Origin of the sequence: Sulfidibacter corallicola (assembly GCF_017498545.1) — a bacterium.
Classification (GTDB): Bacteria; Acidobacteriota; Holophagae; order Acanthopleuribacterales; family Acanthopleuribacteraceae; genus Sulfidibacter; species Sulfidibacter corallicola.
In genome coordinates this window covers 2,571,380-2,595,194 of sequence record NZ_CP071793.1, presented here as the reverse complement: position 1 = coordinate 2,595,194, position 23,815 = coordinate 2,571,380, and the positions used below count along the sequence as shown (strand labels likewise).

General features: G+C 59.8%; 17 protein-coding genes. 4 read left to right on the top strand and 13 right to left on the bottom strand.

The window, feature by feature from the left end; all coding sequences use genetic code 11:
- The first annotated feature begins 597 nt into the window (after positions 1-597).
- Positions 598-1,662, top strand: a complete 1,065-nt coding sequence (locus tag J3U87_RS07555) for a DUF3103 family protein (protein WP_237382430.1) — start codon at positions 598-600, stop codon at positions 1,660-1,662.
- A 137-nt stretch (positions 1,663-1,799) separates the two neighbouring features.
- On the opposite strand, the gene J3U87_RS07550 is transcribed toward J3U87_RS07555, so the two are convergent.
- Positions 1,800-3,011, bottom strand: a complete 1,212-nt coding sequence (locus J3U87_RS07550; protein ID WP_237382429.1) for an EAL and HDOD domain-containing protein — start codon at positions 3,009-3,011, stop codon at positions 1,800-1,802.
- Between the two features lie 320 nt (positions 3,012-3,331).
- A complete protein-coding gene (locus J3U87_RS07545; protein ID WP_237382428.1) occupies positions 3,332-3,748 on the bottom strand; it encodes an ester cyclase in 417 nt (138 codons plus the stop codon).
- A 196-nt stretch (positions 3,749-3,944) separates the two neighbouring features.
- Here J3U87_RS07545 and J3U87_RS07540 point away from each other — a divergent pair, with 196 nt between their 5' ends.
- Positions 3,945-4,403, top strand: a complete 459-nt coding sequence (locus J3U87_RS07540) for a DedA family protein (protein WP_237382427.1) — start codon at positions 3,945-3,947, stop codon at positions 4,401-4,403.
- A gap of 605 nt (positions 4,404-5,008) precedes the next feature.
- A complete protein-coding gene (locus J3U87_RS07535; RefSeq protein ID WP_237382426.1) occupies positions 5,009-5,716 on the top strand; it encodes an NAD(P)H-dependent oxidoreductase in 708 nt (235 codons plus the stop codon).
- A gap of 432 nt (positions 5,717-6,148) precedes the next feature.
- On the opposite strand, the gene J3U87_RS07530 is transcribed toward J3U87_RS07535, so the two are convergent.
- The 8 genes from J3U87_RS07530 to ilvD form a co-directional block, all read right to left on the bottom strand.
- Positions 6,149-6,781: a TorF family putative porin gene (locus J3U87_RS07530; RefSeq protein WP_237382425.1), complete on the bottom strand. Its 633-nt coding sequence runs from the start codon at positions 6,779-6,781 to the stop codon at positions 6,149-6,151.
- Between the two features lie 326 nt (positions 6,782-7,107).
- On the bottom strand, positions 7,108-7,485 hold the full coding sequence (locus J3U87_RS07525; RefSeq protein ID WP_237382424.1) for a hypothetical protein: 378 nt from the start codon (positions 7,483-7,485) through the stop codon (positions 7,108-7,110).
- A 76-nt stretch (positions 7,486-7,561) separates the two neighbouring features.
- Positions 7,562-7,954: a hypothetical protein gene (locus J3U87_RS07520; protein WP_237382423.1), complete on the bottom strand. Its 393-nt coding sequence runs from the start codon at positions 7,952-7,954 to the stop codon at positions 7,562-7,564.
- A gap of 1,301 nt (positions 7,955-9,255) precedes the next feature.
- Positions 9,256-10,836, bottom strand: a complete 1,581-nt coding sequence (gene ilvA / locus J3U87_RS07515) for a threonine ammonia-lyase, biosynthetic (RefSeq protein ID WP_237382422.1) — start codon at positions 10,834-10,836, stop codon at positions 9,256-9,258.
- 681 nt (positions 10,837-11,517) lie between these two features.
- Positions 11,518-11,808 (bottom strand): acetolactate synthase 2 small subunit, encoded by a 291-nt coding sequence (gene ilvM / locus J3U87_RS07510; protein WP_237382421.1) that lies wholly within the window; start codon positions 11,806-11,808, stop codon positions 11,518-11,520.
- Complete coding sequence (ilvG, locus tag J3U87_RS07505; RefSeq protein ID WP_237382420.1) at positions 11,805-13,457, bottom strand: acetolactate synthase 2 catalytic subunit; 1,653 nt, start codon at positions 13,455-13,457, stop codon at positions 11,805-11,807. Before ilvG ends, ilvM begins: the two co-directional genes overlap by 4 nt.
- Positions 13,454-14,464 (bottom strand): ketol-acid reductoisomerase, encoded by a 1,011-nt coding sequence (gene ilvC, locus J3U87_RS07500; protein WP_237382419.1) that lies wholly within the window; start codon positions 14,462-14,464, stop codon positions 13,454-13,456. The genes ilvG and ilvC overlap by 4 nt, the downstream gene beginning before the upstream one ends.
- A 149-nt stretch (positions 14,465-14,613) precedes the next feature.
- Positions 14,614-16,332, bottom strand: a complete 1,719-nt coding sequence (gene ilvD, locus J3U87_RS07495) for a dihydroxy-acid dehydratase (RefSeq protein WP_237382418.1) — start codon at positions 16,330-16,332, stop codon at positions 14,614-14,616.
- A 1,006-nt stretch (positions 16,333-17,338) separates the two neighbouring features.
- On the opposite strand from ilvD, the gene J3U87_RS07490 reads away from it, so the two are divergent.
- Positions 17,339-19,939 (top strand): response regulator, encoded by a 2,601-nt coding sequence (locus J3U87_RS07490; RefSeq protein WP_237382417.1) that lies wholly within the window; start codon positions 17,339-17,341, stop codon positions 19,937-19,939.
- 417 nt (positions 19,940-20,356) lie between these two features.
- Here the strand turns inward: J3U87_RS07490 and J3U87_RS07485 are convergent, their stop codons facing one another.
- From J3U87_RS07485 to J3U87_RS07475, 3 genes are read right to left on the bottom strand one after another with little or no spacing between them, the layout of a single operon-like run.
- A complete protein-coding gene (locus J3U87_RS07485) occupies positions 20,357-21,136 on the bottom strand; it encodes a HAMP domain-containing protein (protein WP_237382416.1) in 780 nt (259 codons plus the stop codon).
- Positions 21,137-21,179: 43 nt separating this feature from the next.
- Positions 21,180-21,950, bottom strand: coding sequence for a DUF8082 domain-containing protein (locus tag J3U87_RS07480; protein ID WP_237382415.1), 771 nt, complete (start codon positions 21,948-21,950; stop codon positions 21,180-21,182).
- 9 nt (positions 21,951-21,959) lie between these two features.
- Positions 21,960-23,519 (bottom strand): serine/threonine-protein kinase, encoded by a 1,560-nt coding sequence (locus J3U87_RS07475; RefSeq protein ID WP_237382414.1) that lies wholly within the window; start codon positions 23,517-23,519, stop codon positions 21,960-21,962.
- Between the last annotated feature and the right edge of the window lie 296 nt (positions 23,520-23,815).

The following is a 23,815-nucleotide window of genomic DNA, read 5'->3' as shown; positions in this document are numbered from 1 at the left end:
GCCGGCCCGACCTTTCGAAGCGAGGGACCGAGGAGTGCCCGCATGCCGAGAGAGCCGAGATGGCAGTAAGTTGGGCCGCCGGCCCGACCGTTCGAAGCGAGGGACCGAGGAGTTCCCGCATGCCGAGAGTGCAATCCCCCAGACCGGGACCGCAATCGCGCATGCCGAACACGAAACCTCTCACCGCATATTAATAATGTAGCGAAAGCCCGGGCGAGAGTTGGCTCTCGGTACTTTCTCGTCGTTTTGCGCAAGATTCCAATTCTAGGATTTCGCGCCAATCGGAATTGTGCGCGATTTGCAATAAAGTGATTGGAAAGGAAAAAGTGTGACATTGTTTACTGAAGTTTTACTGGTCCGGCAAAAGTTGTTGACTCTCACGTTGCGATCAATAAGAATGAAGCCTCGTTCAATATTTGCGTAAATACATTAAAAAACGCTATTTAGCCGAGCACCCCGCACTTGGCTCTATCCGTTAACACCATCACAGAGGAGAATATGATGTTTCGACGCCTTCTTTACGTCTTTTTGGCTTCCTGTTTACTCGTGCCTGCATTTGCTGCCAATCGTATTCCTGTTTCCGATCAACGTGTCCCCGTGCTCGATCTTTCCGAACTTCACGTTCACAAACGCGACCTGGCTCAGCGTGTCGCCGTTCAACTGAAAGACACCCAGTTCCGCAAGTTCATGGAAAGCCGCATCGATGCCAAGCGGGATCAGGCTCCCCTGGTGACCTTGATCAACGATTACGCCCAAATTTTCCAGGCCAAGGGCGCCGCCGACCTGGCTTCTGAATTGGCCTCCCTCGATCTCCAGATCCGCCAGGCCAAAGGCATCGAATCCTACACCCAAGAACTGCTGTCCCTGCGCCTCGTCGCCCCGGCCACCAGCCATCTCCAGGCCAGCAGCGAGTATCTCGTGGCCTACCAACCTGCCGGTGACGATGCCGAGTGGACCGCCATCGAAGCCTTCGACACCGCCGGCAACCTCCATCTTCTCGACGTCGTCAACGCACCCGCCCAGCCCGTGCTGGTGGTGGGCATCGATTCCCGCGAAGACCTGAGAGCCGGCCTCGCCTACATGAACGACGCCTTCCGTGCCGCCGGTCTGCAGGCCGAAGTGCCCGCCACCGTGCAGAGCAAGGCCGGGGTCGACACCCACAAACTGGACAAGGTTCACCTGAACGACGACCAAGAGCCTTGGATTTCCGGCAACGCCGAAGTGTACGCGCTGGTCAACGGCGTGCACCCCGACGACCTGAGAGCCAACATCCAAGCCGTCGACATGCCCTACCTGGACAAGGACGGCAAGAACTACTACCCCAACCAAATTCTCATTTTCTGGGACCAGTACCGCTATGCCGCGGCCAACATCGTCCTGATGGAGCACGATGACAACACCAACTACCAGGATCTGGTGGTTCAGTTGATCAACGCGGTCGCCGAAGTCATGCGCGTCTTCCCCGAGAGCGCACCCTACTCCGGTTTGGTGAACCTGGCCGGTGAAATCATTCGCGCCATGCCCTCTCACTGGTTCTCCAACGACGACGACTACCTGGATGTCTACTACACCATCGAAAAGGGCCAGCGCTACACCGACTACTACGGTGCCAGCGGCAACGCCCGCATGACCCTTTCGCCCTACATCCTGCAGTCCAACTAGTGTCCGTCGTCCTATCGATTGCCCTTTGATTTTCCTTGACTTAGATCAGTCACAAACCCTCATTGCCGGCCACCTTGGCCGGCTTTTTTTATACCCGCAGCATGCGAAGCCCTGGCGATCCGGTCTGCGCTCCCGGCTCACATGGAGTGCAGTTGCTGGGCCCACTCCACCGCTTCCATGTAGGCCTTGGGGATCTCGGTCTCGCGCAGGTTGACCCGCGCCGCGTAGCGCTGGATACCGGCGAATTCACCCTTCTCGTAGGCGAGCACGATTTCGAGGACCATGCGAAAGGGATTGCGGGCCACGCGCATCAAGGCGTTTTTGATGTCGCGGGCGATGGGGATGTCTTTCAGGATTTCCGCCAGGTTCTTATCCATGATGGCGTCGATGATGGAGAACAGGCCCATGAGGAAGTAGTCGGCGCTCTTGTCGCCCTGGCCGCATTTCTTGGCCAGCAGTTCGCACATGCGGGCTCGCGTGGCGCCGTTCTTCAGTAATTCGGCCGGTTTGTCCTCGGTCATGGTACTCAAGGCGAGCAACGTGGCCCACTTGCGGATCTCCCGCTCGCCCATCAGGACCAATGCGTGTTTGATGGAGCGGATCTCGGTCTGCAGGCCGAAGAAGGCCGAGTTGATGTAGCTCATCAGCTTGTAGGAAAGCGTGAGGTCGGTCTTGATGATGTCTTCGATTTCGCGGTAGTTCAAACCGGGTTTGTTGATGGCTCGGAGAATTTGGAGGTTGCTCACCTTGGAACCGGACATGCCGCGTTTGGTGAGGATGACCGGCTTTGCGAAGAAAAAGCCCTGAAACAGGTCGAAGCCCATGGCCAGGGCCTGCTGAAACTCTTCCTGGGTTTCCACTTTCTCGGCCAAGAGGCGCTTTTCCATGGGTTTGAGGCGTTGAACCAGGGCCTGGCGCTCCTCGGGACCCGAGGCCAGGAAGTCGATCTTGATGATGTCGGCGACTTCGATCAGGGGCTCCCAGATGGGGTTGTAGATGAAATCGTCCAAAGCGAACATGTAGCCGTTTTTCTTGAGTTGTTTGACCGCCTCGATCACTTCCTGGTCCGGTTCGACCGTTTCGAGGATCTCCAGGACCGTGTGGTCCTTGGGAAGGAGCCCGGCGTAGTTGATCAGGGTGTCCTTGGTCAGGTTGATGAAGGCGCGTTTCCCGCTGGTGAGCGTGTCGAACCCAAAGACGATGGTGCTGTCGGCGATGACGCTCGAGGCGGCCTTGTCCTGATTGCTGCCATCGAAATAGTTCGCCAGGCTGCTGCGAAAAAGGAGTTCGTAACCGAAGACGTTTTGGTTGCGATCGAAAATCGGTTGTCTCGCGATAAATGATTCCATGCAATCCCCTGTGGCGTGCTGGCCTGGACGCGGTGTGATGTGGAAAATGACGCAGGTTCAAACACCACGACTCATGACCTCTATCGGTTGTGTGCCGACCGATTTGGATTGGCATCGGTGTGACATGTCGCGATCACCATCCAAGATGCCCTTCCGAGAATAGAGGTACAGACCATGAAGAACTCGATTCGAAAACATTGGTTTCTCGTATGCGAGGTCCTATTTTAACCCGGAACCGGACTTTCGGCAGGTGGTTTCCTTGCAATCCGACGTGTGCGCCTTCGGATCGACTCGCTTCTTCGTTCCCGGTCGGATTCGAATCAAACGGCGAGTTGTTGGTACAGGCCGAGGCGATCCACTTCCTGCCAGTGGGCGCTGATGCGGTCGCCTTCGAAATAGTAGAGGGTCATGCCGGTGGTGGTCAGCACGTTACCCGTGGGCGCAAACCCGTGGATTTGGCCGCGGTGGGTACCGTGCCAGTGCCAGGCGACGACTACGTGGTCGTCGGCTTCCACCATTTCGCGGATGTCGAAACGCTGGTCGGGGAAGGGGGCGCGCGATTGGACAACGCGCTCCTTGTATTGGGCGTGGTCCAAAATGTGGCCGGCCCAGGGATCGCCGGGGTCGTGTTTGATGGTGTAGTTGGGGGCCAAAAGCGTATCGACGGGTGTCAATATGCCTTGGGACCACACTTGATCGAGCAAAACGGTCACTTTTTCCATGCGGTTCGGGATCATGGTCAGCCTGCCTCGAAGATTGCACGTCTTTTGGGAAAGATCGTCGAGTTTCGGCTATGCTACCTGAAATCAACGTCTTTTGAAAGGCGGCCGAAGCGCTTTGGAACCTGTGTCACCACTGGCGCCATCGATCCCTCGGTCGCGGTCACCGGCGCGCGACGACGCATCGGAATACGAGAAAAGAGGTGCCCGGTCGATGTCGTGGGTATGGTTGGTTTTGGTTTTGTTCGGTACCTTTCTGGAAGGCGAGTTCTCGATCTTGGGAGTGATGTACTTCGCGAGCGAGGAAATCCACTGGTCCTGGCTGATCGGGCCGGCCTGGATCGGCGCCTTTCTCGGCGATTGGCTATTTTTTGAACTGGGTGTCCGCAATGGCCAATCGGTATTGGCACGCTATGCGCGGATCCGTCATTGGGCCCAAAAAACCAGCGATTTCCTCGGGCGGTATCCGCGAATCGCCGTGTTCGTGCTGCGTTTCCAGATCGGTATGCGCATGTTGGGATGTTTCGCCCTGGGCCACTCGGGGGTGTCGCGGCGGCGGTTTCTGACGGCATTGGCTCCGGCCACCCTGCTGTGGGCGGTCTCGATTCCCGTGATGTGCCGAGTGTTCCTCCTGATTGTCGAGGCCCTGCTCGCGCGTTTTCCCATGCCGTAAGCGTCGTCGTTCCGATGGGAAGCGTCGGAGGGATGGCGCGATTTCCCACCTCGTTCGGGCGCTTTCCCCTTTTTATGCAAAGTGTGACTTTTCTCCAAAAATACGAATGTTGCGTCGAAACGGACCCGTGCCTCTTCCCCTCCCGGTTCGAGAAAGGGCCTTCGCGGCGCTTCGCCTTTCGGTTTCGTAGTCGTTGTAACGTGCTCGATGATAATTGGTTATTTTATGAGGTAAGCTGCGGGAAAGGTGCTGGGGACGATCGGGAGATTTGGGTTTGGGCAACATAGTTTGTTTGCGTTAATTTTCTGGTTGAGATTAATTTTCACGCTGTAGCATCTCGGTGTGATTTTCCTTACTGCCTGGCCGGGACCTGTGTGGCAGTCTTGCTCCTGCAAAAGACCTCGTCGGACGGTCGTCGAGGTGGTACCTCCTTTCTCCAGTGCTGTTCCGCGTCGCTGTCCTCCCGTGATGTCCTGACGGCTTCACCGGCGTGCCCTTTCTTCTTTCCCGCATTGCGCCCGTGAGTTTCAGCCGATTGTTTCGAGGACAGGAGAGAGACCTGTTTCATATCAAGCTGCCGTGTTCGGCAAGGCCAGGAGAGTTCCGTGAATGTACTGATGGTTTGTGTGCCTCATGAATCCAAGCTATTTCACGAGCGCATGAAAGACACCGCGGTCGAAACCCTGATGGCTCAGGGTCATGAAGTGAACGTGATCGGGTTCCACGACGAGGCCATGGCCGGACCGCCGCGCCGTGGTTTTTTCCCGGGTTTGTTGTCCACCGATTTGGATCCGCGCCTGTACACCGCGCCCATTTTTTCGGAGAATCCACCGCTGAAGCCTTCGGCGATCCATTCCCTGCTCGGCAGCATGGATCCCTTCGATTGGGCGGACATCGTGGTCTTTCAGTTCCCGCTCTGGTGGTTTCTGATGCCGGCGACCTTGCGCCAATGGCGCTGTCGGGTGGCCACCTGGTACCGCAACCGGGTTCAGAGCGATCGCCCTACGAAAAAAGCCATGTTGGCCCTGACCACGCCGACCGATGCGCTGACACCCGCCGGCCGTGAGCGCGAGTTGGAAGTGTTTCTGCGACCGGTTCAGGAGGACGTGCTGCATCGTGCCGGCTTCAACGTGCTGCCGCCGTTCATCGCCTGGGGCCTGTCCGATTTGGAAGAGTGGCAGCGCGATACCTACTTGCGAGAGTACCGGGAGCGCATTGCCTGCCTGGACCACATTTCCCCGCTTTTTTCGAACGAGGGCAAGGGGCGGGCCCGTGTTGCCGAGTCCCTGATCGGAGATCCGGTACCCGCTTGAACCTTCGCCGTCCGTCGAAGAAACTTGGTAGGCAATGCCCGCAGGTGGCAAAGAGTTGCGTCGATGTCGCTCGGCTTGCGGTTCCTTCCTGCCAATGTGCTTCGAGGGATCCGAAAAGTCGGTACGCGGAGCCGTTTCTGGCGTTGAGGGGCGCTCAGTCGAAGCAACGTAATCGAGATGTTCCGGCATGCTGAGAGAGTAGCCGTGCCAGGTAGGTTCAGCGGCCCGCCGAACTCTTCGAAGCGACTGGGTTCGGAAAGCCTGTCTATTTGTGAGGGGAACGGGGCCGACGACGCTCGATGCGGGCGCTGCCGGGTACTTGGACACAAAAAGGGCCGTGCCTGTCGGGGGGACGTGCACGGCCCAGGTCGGTTCAGGTGGCCCGTGGTGTGGAGGGACACACGCGGGCCGTTGGGGGACGACACATTGGGGTTACCAAGTCTTGCTGATCAACATCGTGACACGACCGTCGTGGATCGGGCCTTCCCAATCCGTGTCGTGCCAGGCCAACTCGAAGTCCAAGGACCACATCGAGCGGCTCAGGGCGAGCTTGTAGTCTTCTCGATCCTCGGCCGCGTCGAATTCGAACAACCCGTAGTGAAACGCGATTCCGAAATCGCGGGGTAGCTCGTACGCCAGCTCGCCGTCGAGATAACTGTTTTCGTTGTCGTAATCGTAGTAGTAGGTCACCGTCGCCCAGCGATAGCCGATGCCCGAATAGACTTCTTCCGCATCGGGTCCATCGAGAAACGCGTAGCGAATGTATCCCACGTCGAAGGTGAATCCGTTCTTCCCTTCGTAACCATAGCCTCCGTAGAGGTCGACCTCTACATCGCGATCTTCGCCGAACTTCACGTTCGAAGCCCAGGTACCTACATAAAACCCGAGGTCGAGGGCGTAATCCAAGCCTCCCTGGAGGGCCGGCTCTTCATCGGTTTGGGATTCACCGCGCCAGACGTAGTCCGCGGTGAGCCCGAGGTTTGCGCTGAACTCGCCGAACGAAAACAGCGGTGTCCCGCAAAGGATTGCGGCGCATATGAGGGAACGTGTCATGATCAGGTACATCTCATGCTCCTTACGTGGTGGATATGGGATGCCCTGATCGGAGATAACCTGATGTTGGGGCTACCATAGCAGATCGAAGCCCGATAAAGAACCTAAATGTGCCGCACCATGTCAATTGCACTTCGATGCGATTGGGGCCCTGGGATCCGAACCCCGAAAAAGCGAAAGCCCGAGATCGAATCTCGGGCTCGCTCGGCGCCTGTGGCGTGTTGCCGGTATGTGGGCCATCTCGGTGTGAGATGTTCACCCCTGGTTCAGGCGGCGCCTGGTGGTCGTCTGTCGACGTCCTGGTTCTCTATGTTCAAGTGGTTCCGTCGTTTCGGAAGCTACTCGGCCATACTGCGGGTGACGGTGAGCTTGACGATGTGCAAGTTGCCTTCCCCGTCGTCGTGCACATCGCAGGTGATGTGCACGTTTGCAGTTCCCTGATCTTCTTGCCCGGCTTCCTGCCGGAACATGGGGATGACCACCGTGTAGGCCAGGTGCTCACCTTCCGGCGGCAGGAAGTAATAAACCGGGTGAACTTCGATTTCGGCCAGCTCGTAGCCCTCGTTCAAACACCCCCAGTAGTTGGTCAACAGCAGGTTGTCGTCGTTCATGCAGTCGCGAACCTCGGGGTAATCGTCCAGGGTTCCCGCGAAAGCGGTCAAAGAAGTCAGGCTCAGCAAGGTGATGGCGAAAATTTTTACGGCGTTCGTGATCATGGCGAACCTCCTCGCTTGGAGAGAAACATGTCGGTGAGAAACCGTTCACATAAAGTGGCGAGGACAGAAGGACCGGTTAGTAGACCGTGCTGCGCACGACCTCGATTCTGTTGATGCTCAAGTTGCCGTTGCCGTCGTTCATGACCGTGCACTTGATATGGACGTAGTTGGTTTGCAGCGAGTATTCACCACCCACGTGCTTGCTGAGCGTGATGGTCACGTTGAAGGCCACGTGGTCTCCCTCGGGCGCCACGATGTAGTACATGGGATCGACGGCGATATCACCCAAGTTGTAACCTTCGTTGAGACAACCCCAGTAGTTGTTCAGGACCAAGTTGTCGTTGTTCAGAGTGTCGCGTACCTCGGGGTACTCGTCCAGGGTGCCAGCCATGGCGGGGAACGCGAAAAACGCGATTGACGTAAGAGCGAATGCAAATTTCAATACACTGATTTTATTCAAGTTATACATGGTACACCTCATTGAATGCCAACGTTGTTCGGGGACGTTTTACCCTAGAGCATCCACCGTGCCAAACAGGCTGGTCGATGAAGTGTAACGAACCTGTAAACAACCGCTTGTCAACGCGGTTGGGTTGCGTTTAAAGAGGGGCTTCGCGAAGCCCCTGTTCATCCCGGTTCGCGCGATTCGAGTCGATACAGCCCGATTTGGGTAACGGTTCGGCAAACACCGGAACGGTGAGAACCATATCTGTCGGACCCATAACCGTCCAAAGGCAAGTAAAAAACGCCACTTTCTTGAGTTTCCCTCTACTATTTACTCGGGTGTACATCCGCCAAACGATGCCGATAAATTAATGTGCCAAAAAAATGATTCGAGATGTTTCACTTGTTGCGGAATTATCCTGATATATCGAATAAACATTTTGTGTCGATTAAGATGTTCGGCGCTATTTTCGATATTCGCCGTGAGGCGGTCCGTTAGAGTTCAAACCTACAGAGTCGCCCCCAGGGAGCTGGGCCGACATTTATTGACGAACTCCCCGGAAATCCACCTGTTTCGCTTTTTAGCGTTACCTTCGAGCTTAACAGAGTTCGTTACCTAAGCGCCGCGAACCAGCGGGCATACCCAGCTCGATTTCGAGAAAGAAACAGCACACCTGGTTTCTGGCAAAGGGCCAGGGGCTCAGCCCATCTCCGCGAACTCTGCGGACTCTCTTGAAACAAACTTGCTTGGTGTCCCCGAATGCCGAGAGATTCGTCGTGCCAGGTAGGGGCATCAGGGGCGGTAAGCCCGCCGGATGAACTTGTCGAAGCGATCCATGATCAGAGTTCCCGCATGCTTTGAGGATCGGCGCGGCAGTAGGTTGGCCGGCCCGGCCGACACTTCGAAGCGATCCACACTCCGCAGATGCGAGACGCCAAAGAGCGAAGCACCAATAGAAGCAGGAGCTTTGGAATGTGCGACCAGCGGTCGCACCTACCTGGCATGACAACCCTCTCAGGCAGCCGGGACCACCATGCTAGCTCACTTCGCCTTGTTTCATTCTCGAAATCGAGCGGGTTAGCCCGCTGGTGCGTGGCTCTTATGTAACAAACTCTGTAAAGCTCGAAGATAAAGATAAAAACCTAAAAAGGCGAATGTGCAGGGAGTTCGTCGAAAAATGTCGGCCCGGCGGGCCAACTTACTGCAACGACGCCCCTCTCACAAATGCGGGAACTCCCAAACGATTCGCTTCGATTAGTTACCCACCTGAAACCCGGGCCCCCGGCCTGGGCGGCGACTCCGTGGTGAAAAAAATCCTCCGGAACTCACACCCCCGAAGCCACTGCGCTCGAACAGGTCGCGCCCTCGCTGTCGCTTTTCTTCTCCTGCGGCGCGAGGAACAGGTGGTAGGCGGGGTTGTCGCTCTCCTCCCAATAGGGATAGCCCAAGTCGTCGAGGAACCGGTGAAAGGCCGTGCGCTCGTTGGGCGGCACCTGAAAACCGGCCAGCACGCGACCGTAGGCCGATCCGTGATTGCGATAGTGGAACAGGCTGATGTTCCAGCGGCCGCCGAGCTGGTTTAAGAAGCGCAGCAGTGCCCCGGGTCGCTCCGGGAACTGGAAGCGGAACAACACCTCGTGATCGGCGCCTTTGCCGTGGCCGCCGACCATGTGGCGCAAATGCAATTTGGCCACCTCGTTGTCGCTGAGGTCGATCAAACGGTAGCCGCTGCGGTTCAGGCCCTCGGTGATGAGTTGGCGTTCCGAGGGGCCTTCGTTCAACTGCACGCCCACGTAGATGTGGGCCTCGTCGGCGTCGCCGAATCGGTAGTTGAATTCGGTGATGTTGCGGTGATTGAGGGCCTCGCAAAAGGCCAGAAAGCTGCCCGGCCGCTCCGGGATGGTCACGGCGAACACACCTTCGGTCTGCTCTCCGTATTCGCTGCGTTCGGAGATGTGGCGCAATCGGTGGAAGTTGACGTTGGCGCCGCTGAGAATCGCCAGCAGGTTGGACTGGCGCAGGTGGTTTTCGCCGGCGTACTGCTTGAGACCGGCGAGGGCGAGGGCGCCGGCCGGTTCGGCGATGCAGCGCAGGTCGTCGTAGATGTCCTTGATCGCGGCGCAGATGGCATCGGTGGACACGCGAATGACGCCGTCGACGTAGGTGCGGGCGATGCGGAACGTCTCCTCGCCGATCTGGGCGACGGCGACGCCGTCGGCAAAAATGCCCACGTGGGGCAGGACCACCCGTTCGCCGGCCTCGAGGGCGTGGTAGAGGCAGGCCGATTCCTCGGCTTCGACGCCGAAGACCTTGATCTCGGGGCGCACCTGCTTGATGCAGGCCGCAATGCCGGCCAACAGGCCGCCGCCGCCACAGGGAACGAAGACCGCCTCCAGGCTGCTGGGCTCCTGTTGCAGGAGTTCCATGGCGACGGTGCCTTGACCGGCGATGACATCGGGGTCGTCGTAGGGGTGGATGAAGGTCCAGCCGTGGCGCCGCTCCAAGTCGCGGGCCTGGGCTGCGGCCTCGTCGAAGGTGTCGCCGTGGAGTGCGACCTCGGCACCGAACCGCCGCACGGCGGTGACCTTGATGGCGGGGGTCGTTCGCGGCATGACGATCGTGGCGCGGATGCCCAGCTTCTGCGCGGCCAAGGCCACACCCTGGGCGTGGTTGCCGGCGGACGCCGCGATGACGCCCCGCGCGCGGGCCTGTTCGTCGAGCAGTGCGATTTTGTTGTAGGCGCCGCGTAATTTGAAAGAAAAAACGGGCTGCAAATCTTCCCGTTTGACCAGAATCCTGTTGTTCATGCGGCGGGAAAGATTTTGGACCTCGTGAACCGGGGTCACCCGCGCCACATCGTAAACCCTGGAAGCCAGTATCCTGCGTAGGTAATCGGGCTCGCCCATGTCGGCTCCTTAAGCTGGTGGTCGTCCGTCGTGAGGTGGCGATTCGTGCGAATCGGTGTGCCGCCCGAGACCTGGCGGTGTCGGGCATCGGGTTTTCGCGGAGCGTGGCGCAGGGACCTGGGATGCGCCGTCGTGGGGATGAATGGCAACTCGTCGTCGTGAACGGTGAGACTCGATTGGACGGGCGGTGCCCATCGCCCCGCCTCGTGGTCTTCCAGCGGAGCCGAACCCGCGACGTGCGGCCGTGGCAATCGCCCTTCCCGCAAAGGCACGAGGGCGCGACTCCGACGGGGAACCCCCGTTCCCTGCCGAAAACGCCCTCTGCCCTTTGGGATCAAGGAAACTCGTCGGACCCGATTCGCGCGATGCCGAGCGGTTCGTGGCCGCAATAGTGGCCTTCATGCGGACCGCGCGTTTCGGGTAGGCAAATGTGAGGATCCATACATTATATATATGGACCGTTCACACCGCTTCGATGCATGCCTTCGATGTCGGCCCGATGGGGCGACCTGAATCGAGCTCGCGCGATCGATGATCGGGCCCGGGTTTCGGGGACACCGAGGCTCGATGGGGATCCACCCTTCCCCATGGTGGGAAGGGTGAATGGTCCCATTTTCGATGAACCGTCATGTCATCGAATCCGTGACCCGTCGGTCGTGAACCGATCGCGGGACTCGGGCCTCAGCCCACCGCCGCGACCGGCATGCCGTAACCCGAGTGAACGGGTGTGGGTACCGGGGTGGTGGTGAACATCTCGACCTGACGCACGTCGAACAACTTGTCCAATTGTTTTTTGAGGTTCTCGCCGTCGCGTTGGCTCTCGACCTTGAGGGTCACGGCCAGATCCTCGCCATTCGGGTTGCTGTAGGCGGACATTTCAACCACGCGAAATCCGCGAAACCGAACCACGCCCAAGACACGTTCCAAACCACCTTCCATGTTGCGCAAACTCAACTGCAAAAAGAACCTCATGACTTCGCTCCTTCCATCATTTCGGCATTCGATTTTCCAGGGGGCACCAGCGGCCATACATTGGTATTGGGATCGATGACGACGTGGAGCAGGAAGGGACCCTTGGCGTTGTAGAGGGCCTCGAGTCCTTCTTGTTCCTGATCGCGATGCTCGATTTTCATGCCGCGCACTCCGAAGGAGGCGGCGACTTGGACGAATTCGGGATTGTCGGCCAGTTCCACTTCGCTGAAGCGCTCCTCGAAGAACAGTTCCTGCCACTGGCGAACCAGTCCCAGGTGGCTGTTGTCGAAGAGGATGATCTTCACCGGAATCCCGTAGCGATTGAGCGTGGCAAGTTCTTGAATGTTCATCATGATGGAGCCGTCGCCACTGACCACGATGACTTCGTGATCGGGACGACCCAGCCAGGCACCGATGGCGCCGGGAAGGCCGTACCCCATGGTGCCGAGGCCGCCGCTCGTGAGATGCTGATAGGGGTTGAGGAATTCGATGTGTTGGGCCACCCACATCTGGTGCTGGCCCACGTCGCAACTGACGATGGTCTTGTCGGAACAGGTATCGGAGAGCCGGCGCAGCATGCGCGGCGCGTAGATGCCCTCGCCGGGTGCGTTGTAGTCCCAGGCGTGGGCGGCCTTGCGGTCGAGGCAGGTCTTGCGCCAGGAGCGGATCGCCACGGGGACCGTCAACGATGCCAGACCGGCGGCCAGATCACCGCGCAGCGACACCGCGGGACGACGCAGCTTGCCAAGCTCGGCCGGGTCGATGTCCAGGTGGATCAGCTTGGCGTGGGGGGCGAACGAGTCCAGCTTGCCGGTCGCCCGGTCGTCCAGGCGCGCACCCACCACGATCAGCAGGTCCGCTTCCTGGACCGACATGTTGGCGGCCTTCAGGCCGTGCATGCCGAGCATGCCCAGGTTGAGTTCGTGATCGCCTGGCAGGGCGCCGATCCCCTTGAGGGTCGTGACCACCGGAATTCGCGTGGTCTCCACGAAGCGCCGGAACGGCTCGACCGCTTCGGCCATGCCGATGCCGCCGCCCGCGTAGATCAGGGGCCGCTCGCTTTCCTCGAGCAGTTCGAGGGCCGCTTGCAGCGCGCTGGCGTCGGGGGCGGGGACGGACGGTTGCTCGCGCGCCTCCACGAGCGGCGCGTCGATTTGGGCCATCTGGAGATCCTTGGGCAGGTCGATCAGCACCGGGCCGGGTCGCCCGGATTGGGCCAGGCGAAAGGCCTCGGGAATCATCCAGACCAGTTCCTCGGCGGTCTTGGGCAGGAAGCTGTGCTTGACGATCGGCATCGTCACGCCCAGCATGTCGGTTTCCTGAAACGCGTCGGTGCCCATGTAGAAGGTGGGCACCTGGCCGGTGATGGCCACGATCGGCACCGAATCCATGAAGGCGTTGGCGATGCCGGTCACCAGATTGGTGGCGCCGGGTCCGGAAGTGGCCATGCAGACGCCGACCTTGCCGGTCGCTCGCGCATAGCCATCGGCCGCCAGGGCCGCCCCTTGCTCGTGTCGCACCAACACGTGTTTGAACTTGGCCTCCACCAGCGCATCGTAGACGGGCATGATCGCCCCGCCCGGATAGCCGAACACGAACTCTACGTTTTCGCGTTCCAAGGCTTTGACCACGAATTGAGCGCCATTCATTTAGCCTCCTCCAAACGGGGGCGGATCCAGGACATGGCGTTGCGCAGGCGTTGGCCGACCTCTTCGATCGGGTGCTCCAAATCGCTCTGCAACAACTCGCGGTATTTGGGAAGACCGGCCTTGTTCTCTTCCGCCCATTCCTTGGCAAAGGTGCCCGATTGGATTTCGGTCAGGATTTCCTTCATGTTCTCCTTGACCGAGGGATCGACGACGCGCGGACCGCGGGTCAGATCGCCGTATTTGGCGGTTTCGCTGACGAACTCGTGCATTTTGGTGAAGCCGCCCTCGTAGATCAGGTCGACGATCAGCTTCAGTTCGTGGAGGCATTCGAAGTAGGCCGCTTCCGGTTGGTAGCCGGCTTCCACCAGGGTCTCGTAGCCGTAGCGGATCAGTTCGGTGACGCCGCCGCAGAGCACCGCCTGTTCGCCGAACAGGTCGGTCTCGGTCTCCTCGGCGAAGTTGGTTTCCAGGACACCGGCACGGGTGCCGCCCAAGCCGTGGGCATAGGCCAGCGCGCGGTCGAAGGCCTCGCCGGTGGGGTTCTGGTGAACCGCGACCAGGCAGGGGACGCCGCGGCCTTCCTGGTACTGGCGGCGGACCAGGTCACCGGGACTCTTGGGGGCGACCATGATGACGTCCGTGTCCTTGGGGGGCGCGATGTGGCCGAAATGGACGTTGAATCCGTGGGCGAAGAGCAGGGCGGCGCCGGGCTTCAGGTTGGGAGCCACGAAGTCTTCGTAGAGTTTGGCCTGGGCCATGTCGGGTACCAGGATCGCCACAAGGTCGGCGCCGACGACCGCTTCACCTGGCGAAACGGGTTCCCACCCGTCCCCCTCGGCGCGCTGCCAGGACTTGCCGCCGGGTCGCAGGCCCAGCGCGACTTGGTAACCGCTTTCGCGCAGGTTGAGCGCGTGGGCGCGGCCCTGGCTGCCGTAACCGAGGACGGCTAGTTTCTTTCCTTCCAGAACCTGCGGTTTGGCATCTTGTTCACGGTACATCTTGGTCATGTTCTTTGCTCCTTGATCCTTCATCGGGTAATGGGAAGTCAGATGGGGTGCGGGTTGTAGGACACCCGCGAAAGAGGACCGACACTTGGGGAAGTCGAGAGGCGTTTCCCGTCCACGGCCGGAGGAAGGGCCGCAGCCGGACGTGCGCCTCACACGGTGATTGCCCCCTCGGATGCCGAGCGGACGCTGTGGGCGTATTTGGCGAATACACCCCGTGATTGATTTGGCGCGGGGGGTTGCCAGGACGCGCGCCGGGTTTCCAGGTCAGCTTGGACGTCCAAGCTGCGCTGGGAGAGATCGATGACGATGGGATCGCCGTCGCGAAGGAGGGCGATGGGACCGCCCACGGCCGCCTCGGGAGCGATGTGGCCGATCATGAATCCGTGCGTGGCGCCGCTGAAGCGCCCGTCGGTGATCAGGGCGACCGTGTCGCCGAGGCCGGCACCGATGAGGGCCGCCGTGACCGCCAACATTTCGGGCATGCCCGGTCCGCCGCGTGGACCCACGTGGCGAATGACCACCACGTCACCGGCCTGAATGCGGCCGGCCGAGATGGCCTTGAAGGCGTCTTCCTCGAGTTCGAACACCCGGGCGGTGCCTTCGTGGCGCACGCGATCGTGGCCGCAGAGCTTGATGACGCAGCCCTCGGGGGCGAGATTGCCCTTGAGGATCGCGAATCCGCCGCGCGGTTTGATCGGTTCGGCCAGCGTGCGCACCACCGGTTGCTCCTCGGTTTCCTGGGCCAGGTCCGCTTCTTCGAACAGCGACAGGCCGGAGACGGTCGGCGCGTCCATCAACAGGCCACCATCGCGCAACCGCTTCAGAACCAGACGGGTGCCGCCCGCTTTTTCCAAATCCGGCGCGGTGTAGCGACCGCCGGGTTTGAGATCGACGATCACCGGCGTTTCGGCCGAGATGCGGTCGAAGTCGTCCAGGGTGAAGGGGACGCCGGCCTCGCGGGCGATGGCCAGGAAGTGCAGTACCGCGTTGGTCGAGCCGCCGGTGGCCGAGACCGAGGTGACCGCGTTCGCCAGCGATTCACGGGTGATCAGGTCGGAGGGACGCAGATCTTCGGCCAGGCAGCGCATCACCAGTTCGCCGGCTTTGCGGGCCGCGGCCGGTTTGCGGCTGTCGGTGGCGGGAACTTCGCTGATCTCCATGGGGGAAATGCCCAGCACCGTGAGGGCCGTGGCCATGGTGTTGGCGGTGAACTGACCGCCGCAGGCGCCCGCACCGGGACAGGCCCGGTTTTCCAGGTCGCGCAGCTCGTCTTCGGTGATGCGGCCGGACAGGCAGGCACCGACACCCTCGAACACGTCCTGGACCGTCACGTCCTTGCCCTGCCAGCGGCCGGGGTGAATCGAACCGCCGTACAGCAGCAGGGAGGGCAGGTCGAGCCGTGCCAGGGCCATGACCGTGCCGGGCAAGGTCTTGTCGCAGCCGGCGATGGCCACGACGGCATCGAAATAGTGACCGCGGGTGACCAGCTCGATGCTGTCGGCCACCACTTCGCGACTCACCAGCGACGCTTTCATGCCTTCCGTGCCCATCGTGATGCCGTCGGAAACCGTGATCGTGTTGAACTCGATCGGGGTGCCGCCGGCGGCGCGAACGCCTTCCTTCACGTGTTCCGCCAGCTCGCGCAGGTGGACGTTGCAGGGGGTGACCTCGGTCCAGGTATTGGCGATCGCCACCAGGGGTTTGGCCAGGTCCTCGTCGGTCAGGCCGGTGGCTTTCAGCATGGCTCGGGCCGGTGCCCGAGCCACGCCTTTCTTGACGGTATCGCTGGGCAGCGTCCGGTCACGAAAGGGGGATGGTGACCCGGGGCCGTCCTCGGCGTTACTGTCGGGGGGATTGGGGGATGTCATGGGATGAACCTCCTCTGGCATTGGGGAATGGGTGGGAGAACGAATGGGGGAACTTCTAGGGGGAAAGGGAAAGGGTTGGAATCAAACGAAAAAGGCCCCGAACCTTTTGGGTGCGGGGCCTTTTTGATGATCGGTTTGTGCAAGATGCTCAACCGGGCGGCCCCAAGCTGCTAATCACGATAATGACGACGACTAGGACGACTAGTAGGACATCGATCATTACGGACACACCGACGACAGGGGCGACAACGTTCGTGCCTTCGAGGGATACCAGGTTGTCGATGGTGTTGCCGGTGAACATGGGACTCGACTCCGAAATGGTTGGGCTAAAACTAAAAAAGCCCGCGCTTCTGTGTGGCGCGGGCTTGTTCCGAATCGGTGTAGAAGAAGACCGCGCCTAGGAGCTTAGGCTAATAATGACGACCACGATAATGACGACGATGTGATGTAGGGTCATTGAGTTTCTCCAAGACGGTGACTTGGTCTTCGGGTAATCTTCTTGGCCGGTATCATGAGGCAGGCTCTCGATAGCTGTCAACTCTTTTTTTTGCTTTTTTTCGCGGGGGTGAGATTGGTCGTGGAGAACCTCCGTGGAACCAGGGATTCGGCCGTGACGCGGTGTGTCATTTTTTACCTTGGAACGCCGCGGCAAAGAACGTGTCGGCCCTGAGTTATCTTCGTATGGCAGCATCGCGCATCGATCGGAACCCATGGTTCGCGACGAAAGCCCATGACCCTGGGTTCGCGTGAATTCGTTCGATAAATATTGGTCTGGGTTCTACGGTATTCGATACAAAAATCCGTATATCTGCTTTTTTTCATGGAGCCAAGGGAACCCGTAGGGTGTGCGCCAAAATCCCTTTTGTGCCATTTTCCTACTCCATTGCCTGTCCAGATCTGGTAGACTTCATTAAAATGCTTGCAAAGGCGTACATTTACACGTCTTTTCCTATCCATGGGTAGTTACTCTCTCGACAGAGGTTGGTGAGGGGTCGGGTAGTCCGGTATGAGTGCTGATATTTACGATCAGGGTGGTTCCGTGCCACAAAAGCTCGATCTAGAAACCAGACCTGCGCGCATATTGGTCGCGGATGACGAACCCGATTTGGAAGTACTCTTCCGACAGATGTTTCGCAAGGAGCTTCGTCGGAAGGAATTTTCGTTCGTATTCGTCTACAACGGGCGTGCGGCCCTGGAGAAGCTGGCCGAAGATCCCGAATTCGACATGGTGCTCAGCGACATCCGCATGCCGGACATGGATGGGTTGACCTTACTGAAACAACTGCGCGCCAACTACCCTTTGCTGGCCACGGTCATGGTGACCGCCTACGGCGACATGATCAACATTCGCAAGGCGATGAACGAAGGCGCCTTCGATTTCATCAGCAAACCGATTCAGTACTCCGACGTGATGGCCACCATCCGCAAGACCCTGAATCACGTGAAGGAACTGCGCGACCTGGATCGCCACCGCCGCGAAGAGGCCCAGGCCCAGGAACGGCTCGTGGCCGAGCTGCGCAAGGTCGACCGGCTCAAGGACGAGTTCCTGGCCAACACCTCCCACGAATTGCGCACCCCCTTGAACGCCATCATCGGCCTGACCGAGACCCTGCTGCACAACGAAGACGAGAACTTGAGTGTCGAAGCCCGTCAGAACCTGCGCCTGATGCTGTACAGCGGCCAGCGCCTGACCAATTTGATCAACGATTTGTTGGATTTCTCGAAGCTCAAGAACGACGACCTCTCGCTGGTGCCCAAATCGATCAGTCCCTACGAGATGGTCGAACTGACCTTCCGCCTGACCGAAACCCTGCTCGGCGGCAAGGACGTCCGCCTGGTGAACGAACTGCCCAAGGGCGTGCCCGCGATTCACGTCGACGAGTACCGGCTGCAACAGATCCTCATCAACCTGGTCGGCAACGCCATCAAGTTCACCGAACGGGGCAGCATCACCGTAGCCGCCTACGTGGAGGACGATTGGATGCGCCTGTCGGTCAACGATACCGGCAGCGGTATCGCCGACACGCAACTGGACACCATCTTCGAACCCTTCTACCAGGCCGACGGTTCCGAAGAACGCCATTACGGCGGAACCGGTCTCGGGCTCAGCATCACCCGCAAGCTGGTCGAACTGCATGGCGGCAAGATCGGCGTTCGCTCCAAGGAAGGGGAGGGCACCACCTTCTGGTTCACCCTGCCGCTCTCCCAGCGCGATGCCGAACCGCTCGAAGGCTTCACGTTCACCATCGCCAAGCCGATCACCATGACCGAAAGCGCCGACTTCGAGGCGCTGCCGCCCAACGAGGATCTGGATCGGGTCAGCCAACGGCTGGTGGAACTGGAACCGCAGTCGTTCCACCTGCTGGCCGTGGACGACGACGCCGTCAACCTGCGCGTCCTCGAACAGCACCTCAAAGATTTCCAGGTCACCCGCGTACAACGGGGGGCAGACGCCATCAAGCTCATCGAGGAAGGGCGCCGCTTCGACCTGGTCCTGCTCGACGTGATGATGCCGCAGGTCTCGGGGATCCAGGTCTGCCGCAAGATTCGTTCGCTCTACGGGCCCCACGAACTGCCGGTGTTGCTGTTGACCGCCAAGAACCAGGTCGGCGACCTGGTGTCGGGTTTGGTGGCCGGCGCCAACGATTACCTCACCAAGCCCCTGTCCCGTGCCGAGTTGATCGCCCGTGTCCACACCCATCTCGAACTGCTTCAGACCACCCGCCAGTTGCGGTCCGCCCAGGACGAGGCGCGCGAAAACGCCCGCGCCGCCGGCAAGGCCAAATTCGCCACTTCCGTGCTGCACAACATCGGCAACATCCTCAACAGCATGAACGTGTCGATGAAGAACATCTCCAAGGTGATCAACAACTCGCGCCTCAACGGCTTCCACAAGGCCAACCGCATCCTGGAAGAGAACAAGGTCAACCTGGCCAACCTGTTCGAGCAGGCCGGCAAGGGCGAACAGCTCGTCGATTACTACCAGCACCTGGGCAGCCTGCTCCAGAAAGAGAACAACGACATGCTGGACGAGCTGGAGAACGCCGAGAAGAAAATTACCTTGATGAAGGACATCATCGAAACCCAGCAGTACTACGCCAAGGAAGATCAGAACCTGTTGCCGGTTCAGCTCGACCTGGCGGTCGAGGAAAGTATCGCGGTCCAAAAGGAAATGCTGGAAGGCTACGGTGTCGAACTGAAATCACAGTTCCGCTGCGACACCCCGGTCATGGCCCACCAGGCGGTCCTGGTCCACATCCTCGTCAACCTGATCAAGAACGCGATCGAGGCCATGGAGCAGGCGGAGACCCGAGTCCTGACCATCGAGACGGGCCTGAACGAGGAGGGCCAGCCCTTCTGCCGCATCAGCGATACCGGCATCGGCATCGAAAACATGGACGACATCTTCCAACACGGCTTCACGACCAAGAAGTACGGGCACGGCTACGGCCTACATTACTGCGCCAAGGCGATGGAAGCGATGGGCGGTTCCATGAGCGCCGACAGCGAGGGCAAACACCGCGGCGCCCAGTTCCAGATGCTTTTCCAGCCCTACCAGTTCCGAACGGTGCGCCACGACGCCCAGCAGCAACTGCACGCCACCTGAGTCGTTCGAAGCAATCCGTCCCGGCAGTGCCCGCATACCCAGAGCGATGTCATGCCCGGTAGGGTTCATCGGCCCGATGAACCGTTCGAAGCAATTCGTTTCGGCAGTGCCCGCATACTCAGAGCGATGTCATGCCCGGTAGGTTCATCGGCCCGATGAACCGTTCGAAGCAATTCGTTTCGGCAGTGCCCGCATACTCAGAGTGATGTCATGCCCGGTAGGTTCATCGGCCCGATGAACCGTTCGAAGCAATTCGTTTCGGCAGTGCCCGCATACTCAGAGCGATGCCATGCCCGGTAAGTTGGCCCGCTGGGCCGACACTTCGAAGCGATCAACGCTTCGCAAGATTGAGTGGAACAAGAGCGAAGCAGATAAGTCGGGCTTTTAGATCTCTCGATGATCGATTTCGACCCTTGCTCAGTCGATCAGCTTGGCGGCGATGACCAGGCTCTCACGCATGCGCTCCAGCGATTCGCCCAGCCGCGCCACCTCGTCGCGGCCCTCGATCTGGATCGGCTTGTCCATCTTGCCGAGCGAGATCTTTTCGGTGATGTCGGTGAGGTAGACCAACTTGCGGGTGACTGAAAGCGCCAGCAGGTAACTGACCGCCACCGCGGCCAGTGCGAAGGCCAGGGCCTTGATCATCAGGTAAATGAACTTCTCGCGTAGCAGACTGAAGAAGGTGTGGACCTCGTAGTCGGCCTCCAGCAGGCCCGAAATGTTGCCCTGGCTGTCGAGGATCGGCGCGTAGGCCGAGATCCATTGGCCGTGGGAGTCCTCGTACAGCAGGGTGTGGTTGGGCTGGCCCTTGGTGAGGGTGACCCGCATCTCGGGACGGATGCCGTAGGTGTCGCCCACGAACGGCTTTTCGTTGGTCATCACCACGAATTTCAGCGATTCCCCTTCTTGGCGGAACGTATAGACTTCCGTTTCCAACTCGTTTGCGCGTTTGATGTCGCGCAATTGTTGGCGTAGGGTCGTGAAGGCCTCGCCCTCGACGTCTTCGGGCCCCCGAACCCGGTCGTGCAGATCGCCGTCGATCGACGCGGCCCCGGTTCGCACGATGGACTCCAACTTTTCTCCCAACGACTGTTCCAGTTCCCGGTAGGAAATGCGGTAGGACAGGTAGGTGATTCCGAGAATCACACTGAGGCATAGGAAAGAAGTGAAGAGAGAAAACTTGATCGTGAGGCTCATCGAGGCTCCTTTCATGATCGAAGGCGTGTGGAAACCGAGATCTTCAGAACTGTTTGCGCAAGAGAACCGCCTCTTCGAGGAAAGCGTCGCGCTTGCCGGGGTCTTCGATCTGCTCGGCGAGCGCGTTCAGGAGGCGGGACCAGTGGCGGACCTGAAGTCCATCCAGATCGATGGCGGCTTTTTGGGCGGTGCGCCGGGCCAGGCGCGGGGCGAGGGGGCCGAGAAACCGGGTGTACATGGAAAGCAGGCTTCCCAGGGTTTCCTTGGGGACCGGGGTGGGATCCAGGCTGAGACTGTGAATCGAGGTGCCGCCGTAGGACTGCCCCTGGGGTTTGCGACTGATCTGATCTTGGACGCCGCTGCGCACGCCTGCTGCCGTGGAAGACGTGGAGGTGGCACCTGGTTGGATGGTGGCCCGGTGCCGCGATCGACCCGCCGGCGGCTCGTTTCGCCCATTGGTGGTCTCGGTCAGAAAACCGCCGTCGCTGTCGGTGACGATGGTGGAGAGATCCGCCTCCGCGAGCAACTCCTCCAAGGCCATGGAAATGATGGACCGCCTCACGCTGACGTCGCAAAAGAGCAAGATCACGCCCTGCTGGGTGACGCGCATGAAGACCCGGCCGTTCTGAAAGCTGAAGTCGGCCGATTCGAGGGGAAGGGGAGAGGTTTGCAGGATGCGGTCGAGGTTTTCCACCCAACTGGCCTTGTTGGATCCGCATTGGCGACTCTCGCTGCAACGCAGGCCGCCGTTCTGTCGAAAGTGGAGGCCCCAGCGGAAGCCGGGAATCGTTTCGAATCGTTCGAAATCAACCATGGATGCGCCTCATGAACGTTGATGACTGTCGAGCAGGCTGCGCAGGACCTCGGGATGGTACTGGCGCAGTTTCTCGTCCGCCCCTTCGGCTTCGGAGGTCAAGCCGGCCAGGCCGTCGCGGTAGGGAAACAGGGTCCAGTCGCTGCCGGGCAGGGTCAGGGTGGCCGATTCGAACTCGCCCAAGGAAGGTTCGCCTTCGCCCAGGTGGCGAATCAAATCCTGGAACACCGCGAGTGAATGTTGCCGATCCGGCGGTACGTCGCCGATTCGGGTGGTGAGTTGTCCTTCGCCGCCGATGGCGGAGGCCGAGTAGGGGTTCAATTGTTTTCGGACCTCGCGTGGATCGGAAAACGAAATCAGGTTGAGGTGCTCCTGGTAGGTGGCCAGGTAACCGCGTATCGCATCGGTGGCGGCATCCGCCGATTGGAACCGTTCCCCGGGATCCTTGGCGCACAGGCGCTCGACCAGCGAGAACAGGGTCCCGTCCAGCTTGCGGCCCAATTCGTCCGGTCGCGGCAGGGGTTGGTTGACGTGCTTCACGAGCACGCTCACCAGGTCCTTCCCCTTGAACGGCGGTTCGCCCAACAACATTTCATACAGCATGATGCCAAGCGAATAAATATCGGCGCGGTGGTCGCCGCGTTGCCCGTTGATCTGCTCCGGGGCCATGTAGCGAGGCGTGCCGAGCAGGGCGCCGGCCTGAGTCAACTCCTGGGCGCGCACCCCGCGTACCAGGCCGAAATCCAGCAGGACCGCCTCACCCTTGGCGTTGAGCATCACGTTGGCCGGTTTCACATCGCGGTGGATCTGGCGATGGCGGTGGGCTTCCGAGAGGCCCTGGAGCACCTGAAGCGCCAGCCTCAAGCCCTCGCCCACGCGCAGGGGACTCTTCTTGCGGAGGTACTGCTCCAGCGAGGGCCCGTCCAAAAACTCCATCACCGAATAGGCGTGCTCCTGGTATTCCCCGGTGAAGTAGATCTGGACGATGTGATTGCTGCGCAGTTGCGCCACGGCCCGTGCTTCGTTTTGAAAGCGCTGGGCGGCATCGGGATCGCTTTTTTGGTAGTCGCGACTCAGGAATTTCACGGCGACGCGGCGCTGTAACGACGCCTGCATCCCTTCGTAGACCGTGCCCATGGCGCCGGCGCCGAGGCAGCGGATCAGTTCGACTTCCTGACCCTTCGGTCCGATCTTGCACCCGATCAGCGGATCGTCGCCGTGTTTGATGCGCAGCATGCGCTTGGTGAGTTGCGAGATGGTGGCCGGCAGCTTGAGCATGGGGGCCGTGTCACTGGCGACCTTGAAGTGGAAGGCCAGGCTGCGCGTTTTGTTGCTTTCCAGGAAGAGGCGCGGAATGTCGGCGGCCTGAGCCGCCTTCTCGAGGGCCAGGAGCGGGTTCAGCTCCTTTTCGACCGAAAGGTTGGCCAAGAGAAACTCGACCTCGGCGGTTTGCAGCAAGTAGATCGCGTCGTCGCAGGAATCGACGAACACCGGTCTGAGCCCGTCCAGTTTCAGGTGCTCTTTGAGAAGCGCGATGAACTTGGGATTTTTCTCCACGATGAGAAGCATGTTGTCCTCGAAAACAGCCAGCTCGGAGGTGTGCCGGTTGAATAACAACCGGTCCTACGGATTTATGCGAGCGAATGAAAAAACTTCGGTGATCGGACGAAAAGGGAAGCCTCGGTCAACGCCGGTTCGTGGCGTACCGCCGAAGAAAAGCACCCGACGGGTGCCGGGGGAGATTGGTTCAGGTCCATCCAGAAACAGGGTGTTCTTGAAAGGGCTACCCTGGATCGGTCAGGTTTCCAATGAAAGCTGCTATCGACGATCAGGTATTGGGTTTCAGCCAATTACCTTCGAATGAG

Bases quoted from the DNA above. Each gene is read 5' to 3' on its own strand.
- J3U87_RS07550 (WP_237382429.1), bottom strand. From the start codon at position 3,011: ATGGAATCATTTATCGCGAGACAACCGATTTTCGATCGCAACCAAAAC.
- J3U87_RS07545 (WP_237382428.1), bottom strand. From the start codon at position 3,748: ATGATCCCGAACCGCATGGAAAAAGTGACCGTTTTGCTCGATCAAGTG.
- J3U87_RS07540 (WP_237382427.1), top strand. From the start codon at position 3,945: ATGTCGTGGGTATGGTTGGTTTTGGTTTTGTTCGGTACCTTTCTGGAA.
- J3U87_RS07530 (WP_237382425.1), bottom strand. From the start codon at position 6,781: ATGTACCTGATCATGACACGTTCCCTCATATGCGCCGCAATCCTTTGC.
- J3U87_RS07525 (WP_237382424.1), bottom strand. From the start codon at position 7,485: ATGATCACGAACGCCGTAAAAATTTTCGCCATCACCTTGCTGAGCCTG.
- J3U87_RS07520 (WP_237382423.1), bottom strand. From the start codon at position 7,954: ATGTATAACTTGAATAAAATCAGTGTATTGAAATTTGCATTCGCTCTT.
- ilvA (WP_237382422.1), bottom strand. From the start codon at position 10,836: ATGGGCGAGCCCGATTACCTACGCAGGATACTGGCTTCCAGGGTTTAC.
- ilvM (WP_237382421.1), bottom strand. From the start codon at position 11,808: ATGAGGTTCTTTTTGCAGTTGAGTTTGCGCAACATGGAAGGTGGTTTG.
- ilvG (WP_237382420.1), bottom strand. From the start codon at position 13,457: ATGAATGGCGCTCAATTCGTGGTCAAAGCCTTGGAACGCGAAAACGTA.
- ilvC (WP_237382419.1), bottom strand. From the start codon at position 14,464: ATGACCAAGATGTACCGTGAACAAGATGCCAAACCGCAGGTTCTGGAA.
- ilvD (WP_237382418.1), bottom strand. From the start codon at position 16,332: ATGACATCCCCCAATCCCCCCGACAGTAACGCCGAGGACGGCCCCGGG.
- J3U87_RS07490 (WP_237382417.1), top strand. From the start codon at position 17,339: ATGAGTGCTGATATTTACGATCAGGGTGGTTCCGTGCCACAAAAGCTC.
- J3U87_RS07485 (WP_237382416.1), bottom strand. From the start codon at position 21,136: ATGAGCCTCACGATCAAGTTTTCTCTCTTCACTTCTTTCCTATGCCTC.
- J3U87_RS07480 (WP_237382415.1), bottom strand. From the start codon at position 21,950: ATGGTTGATTTCGAACGATTCGAAACGATTCCCGGCTTCCGCTGGGGC.
- J3U87_RS07475 (WP_237382414.1), bottom strand. From the start codon at position 23,519: ATGCTTCTCATCGTGGAGAAAAATCCCAAGTTCATCGCGCTTCTCAAA.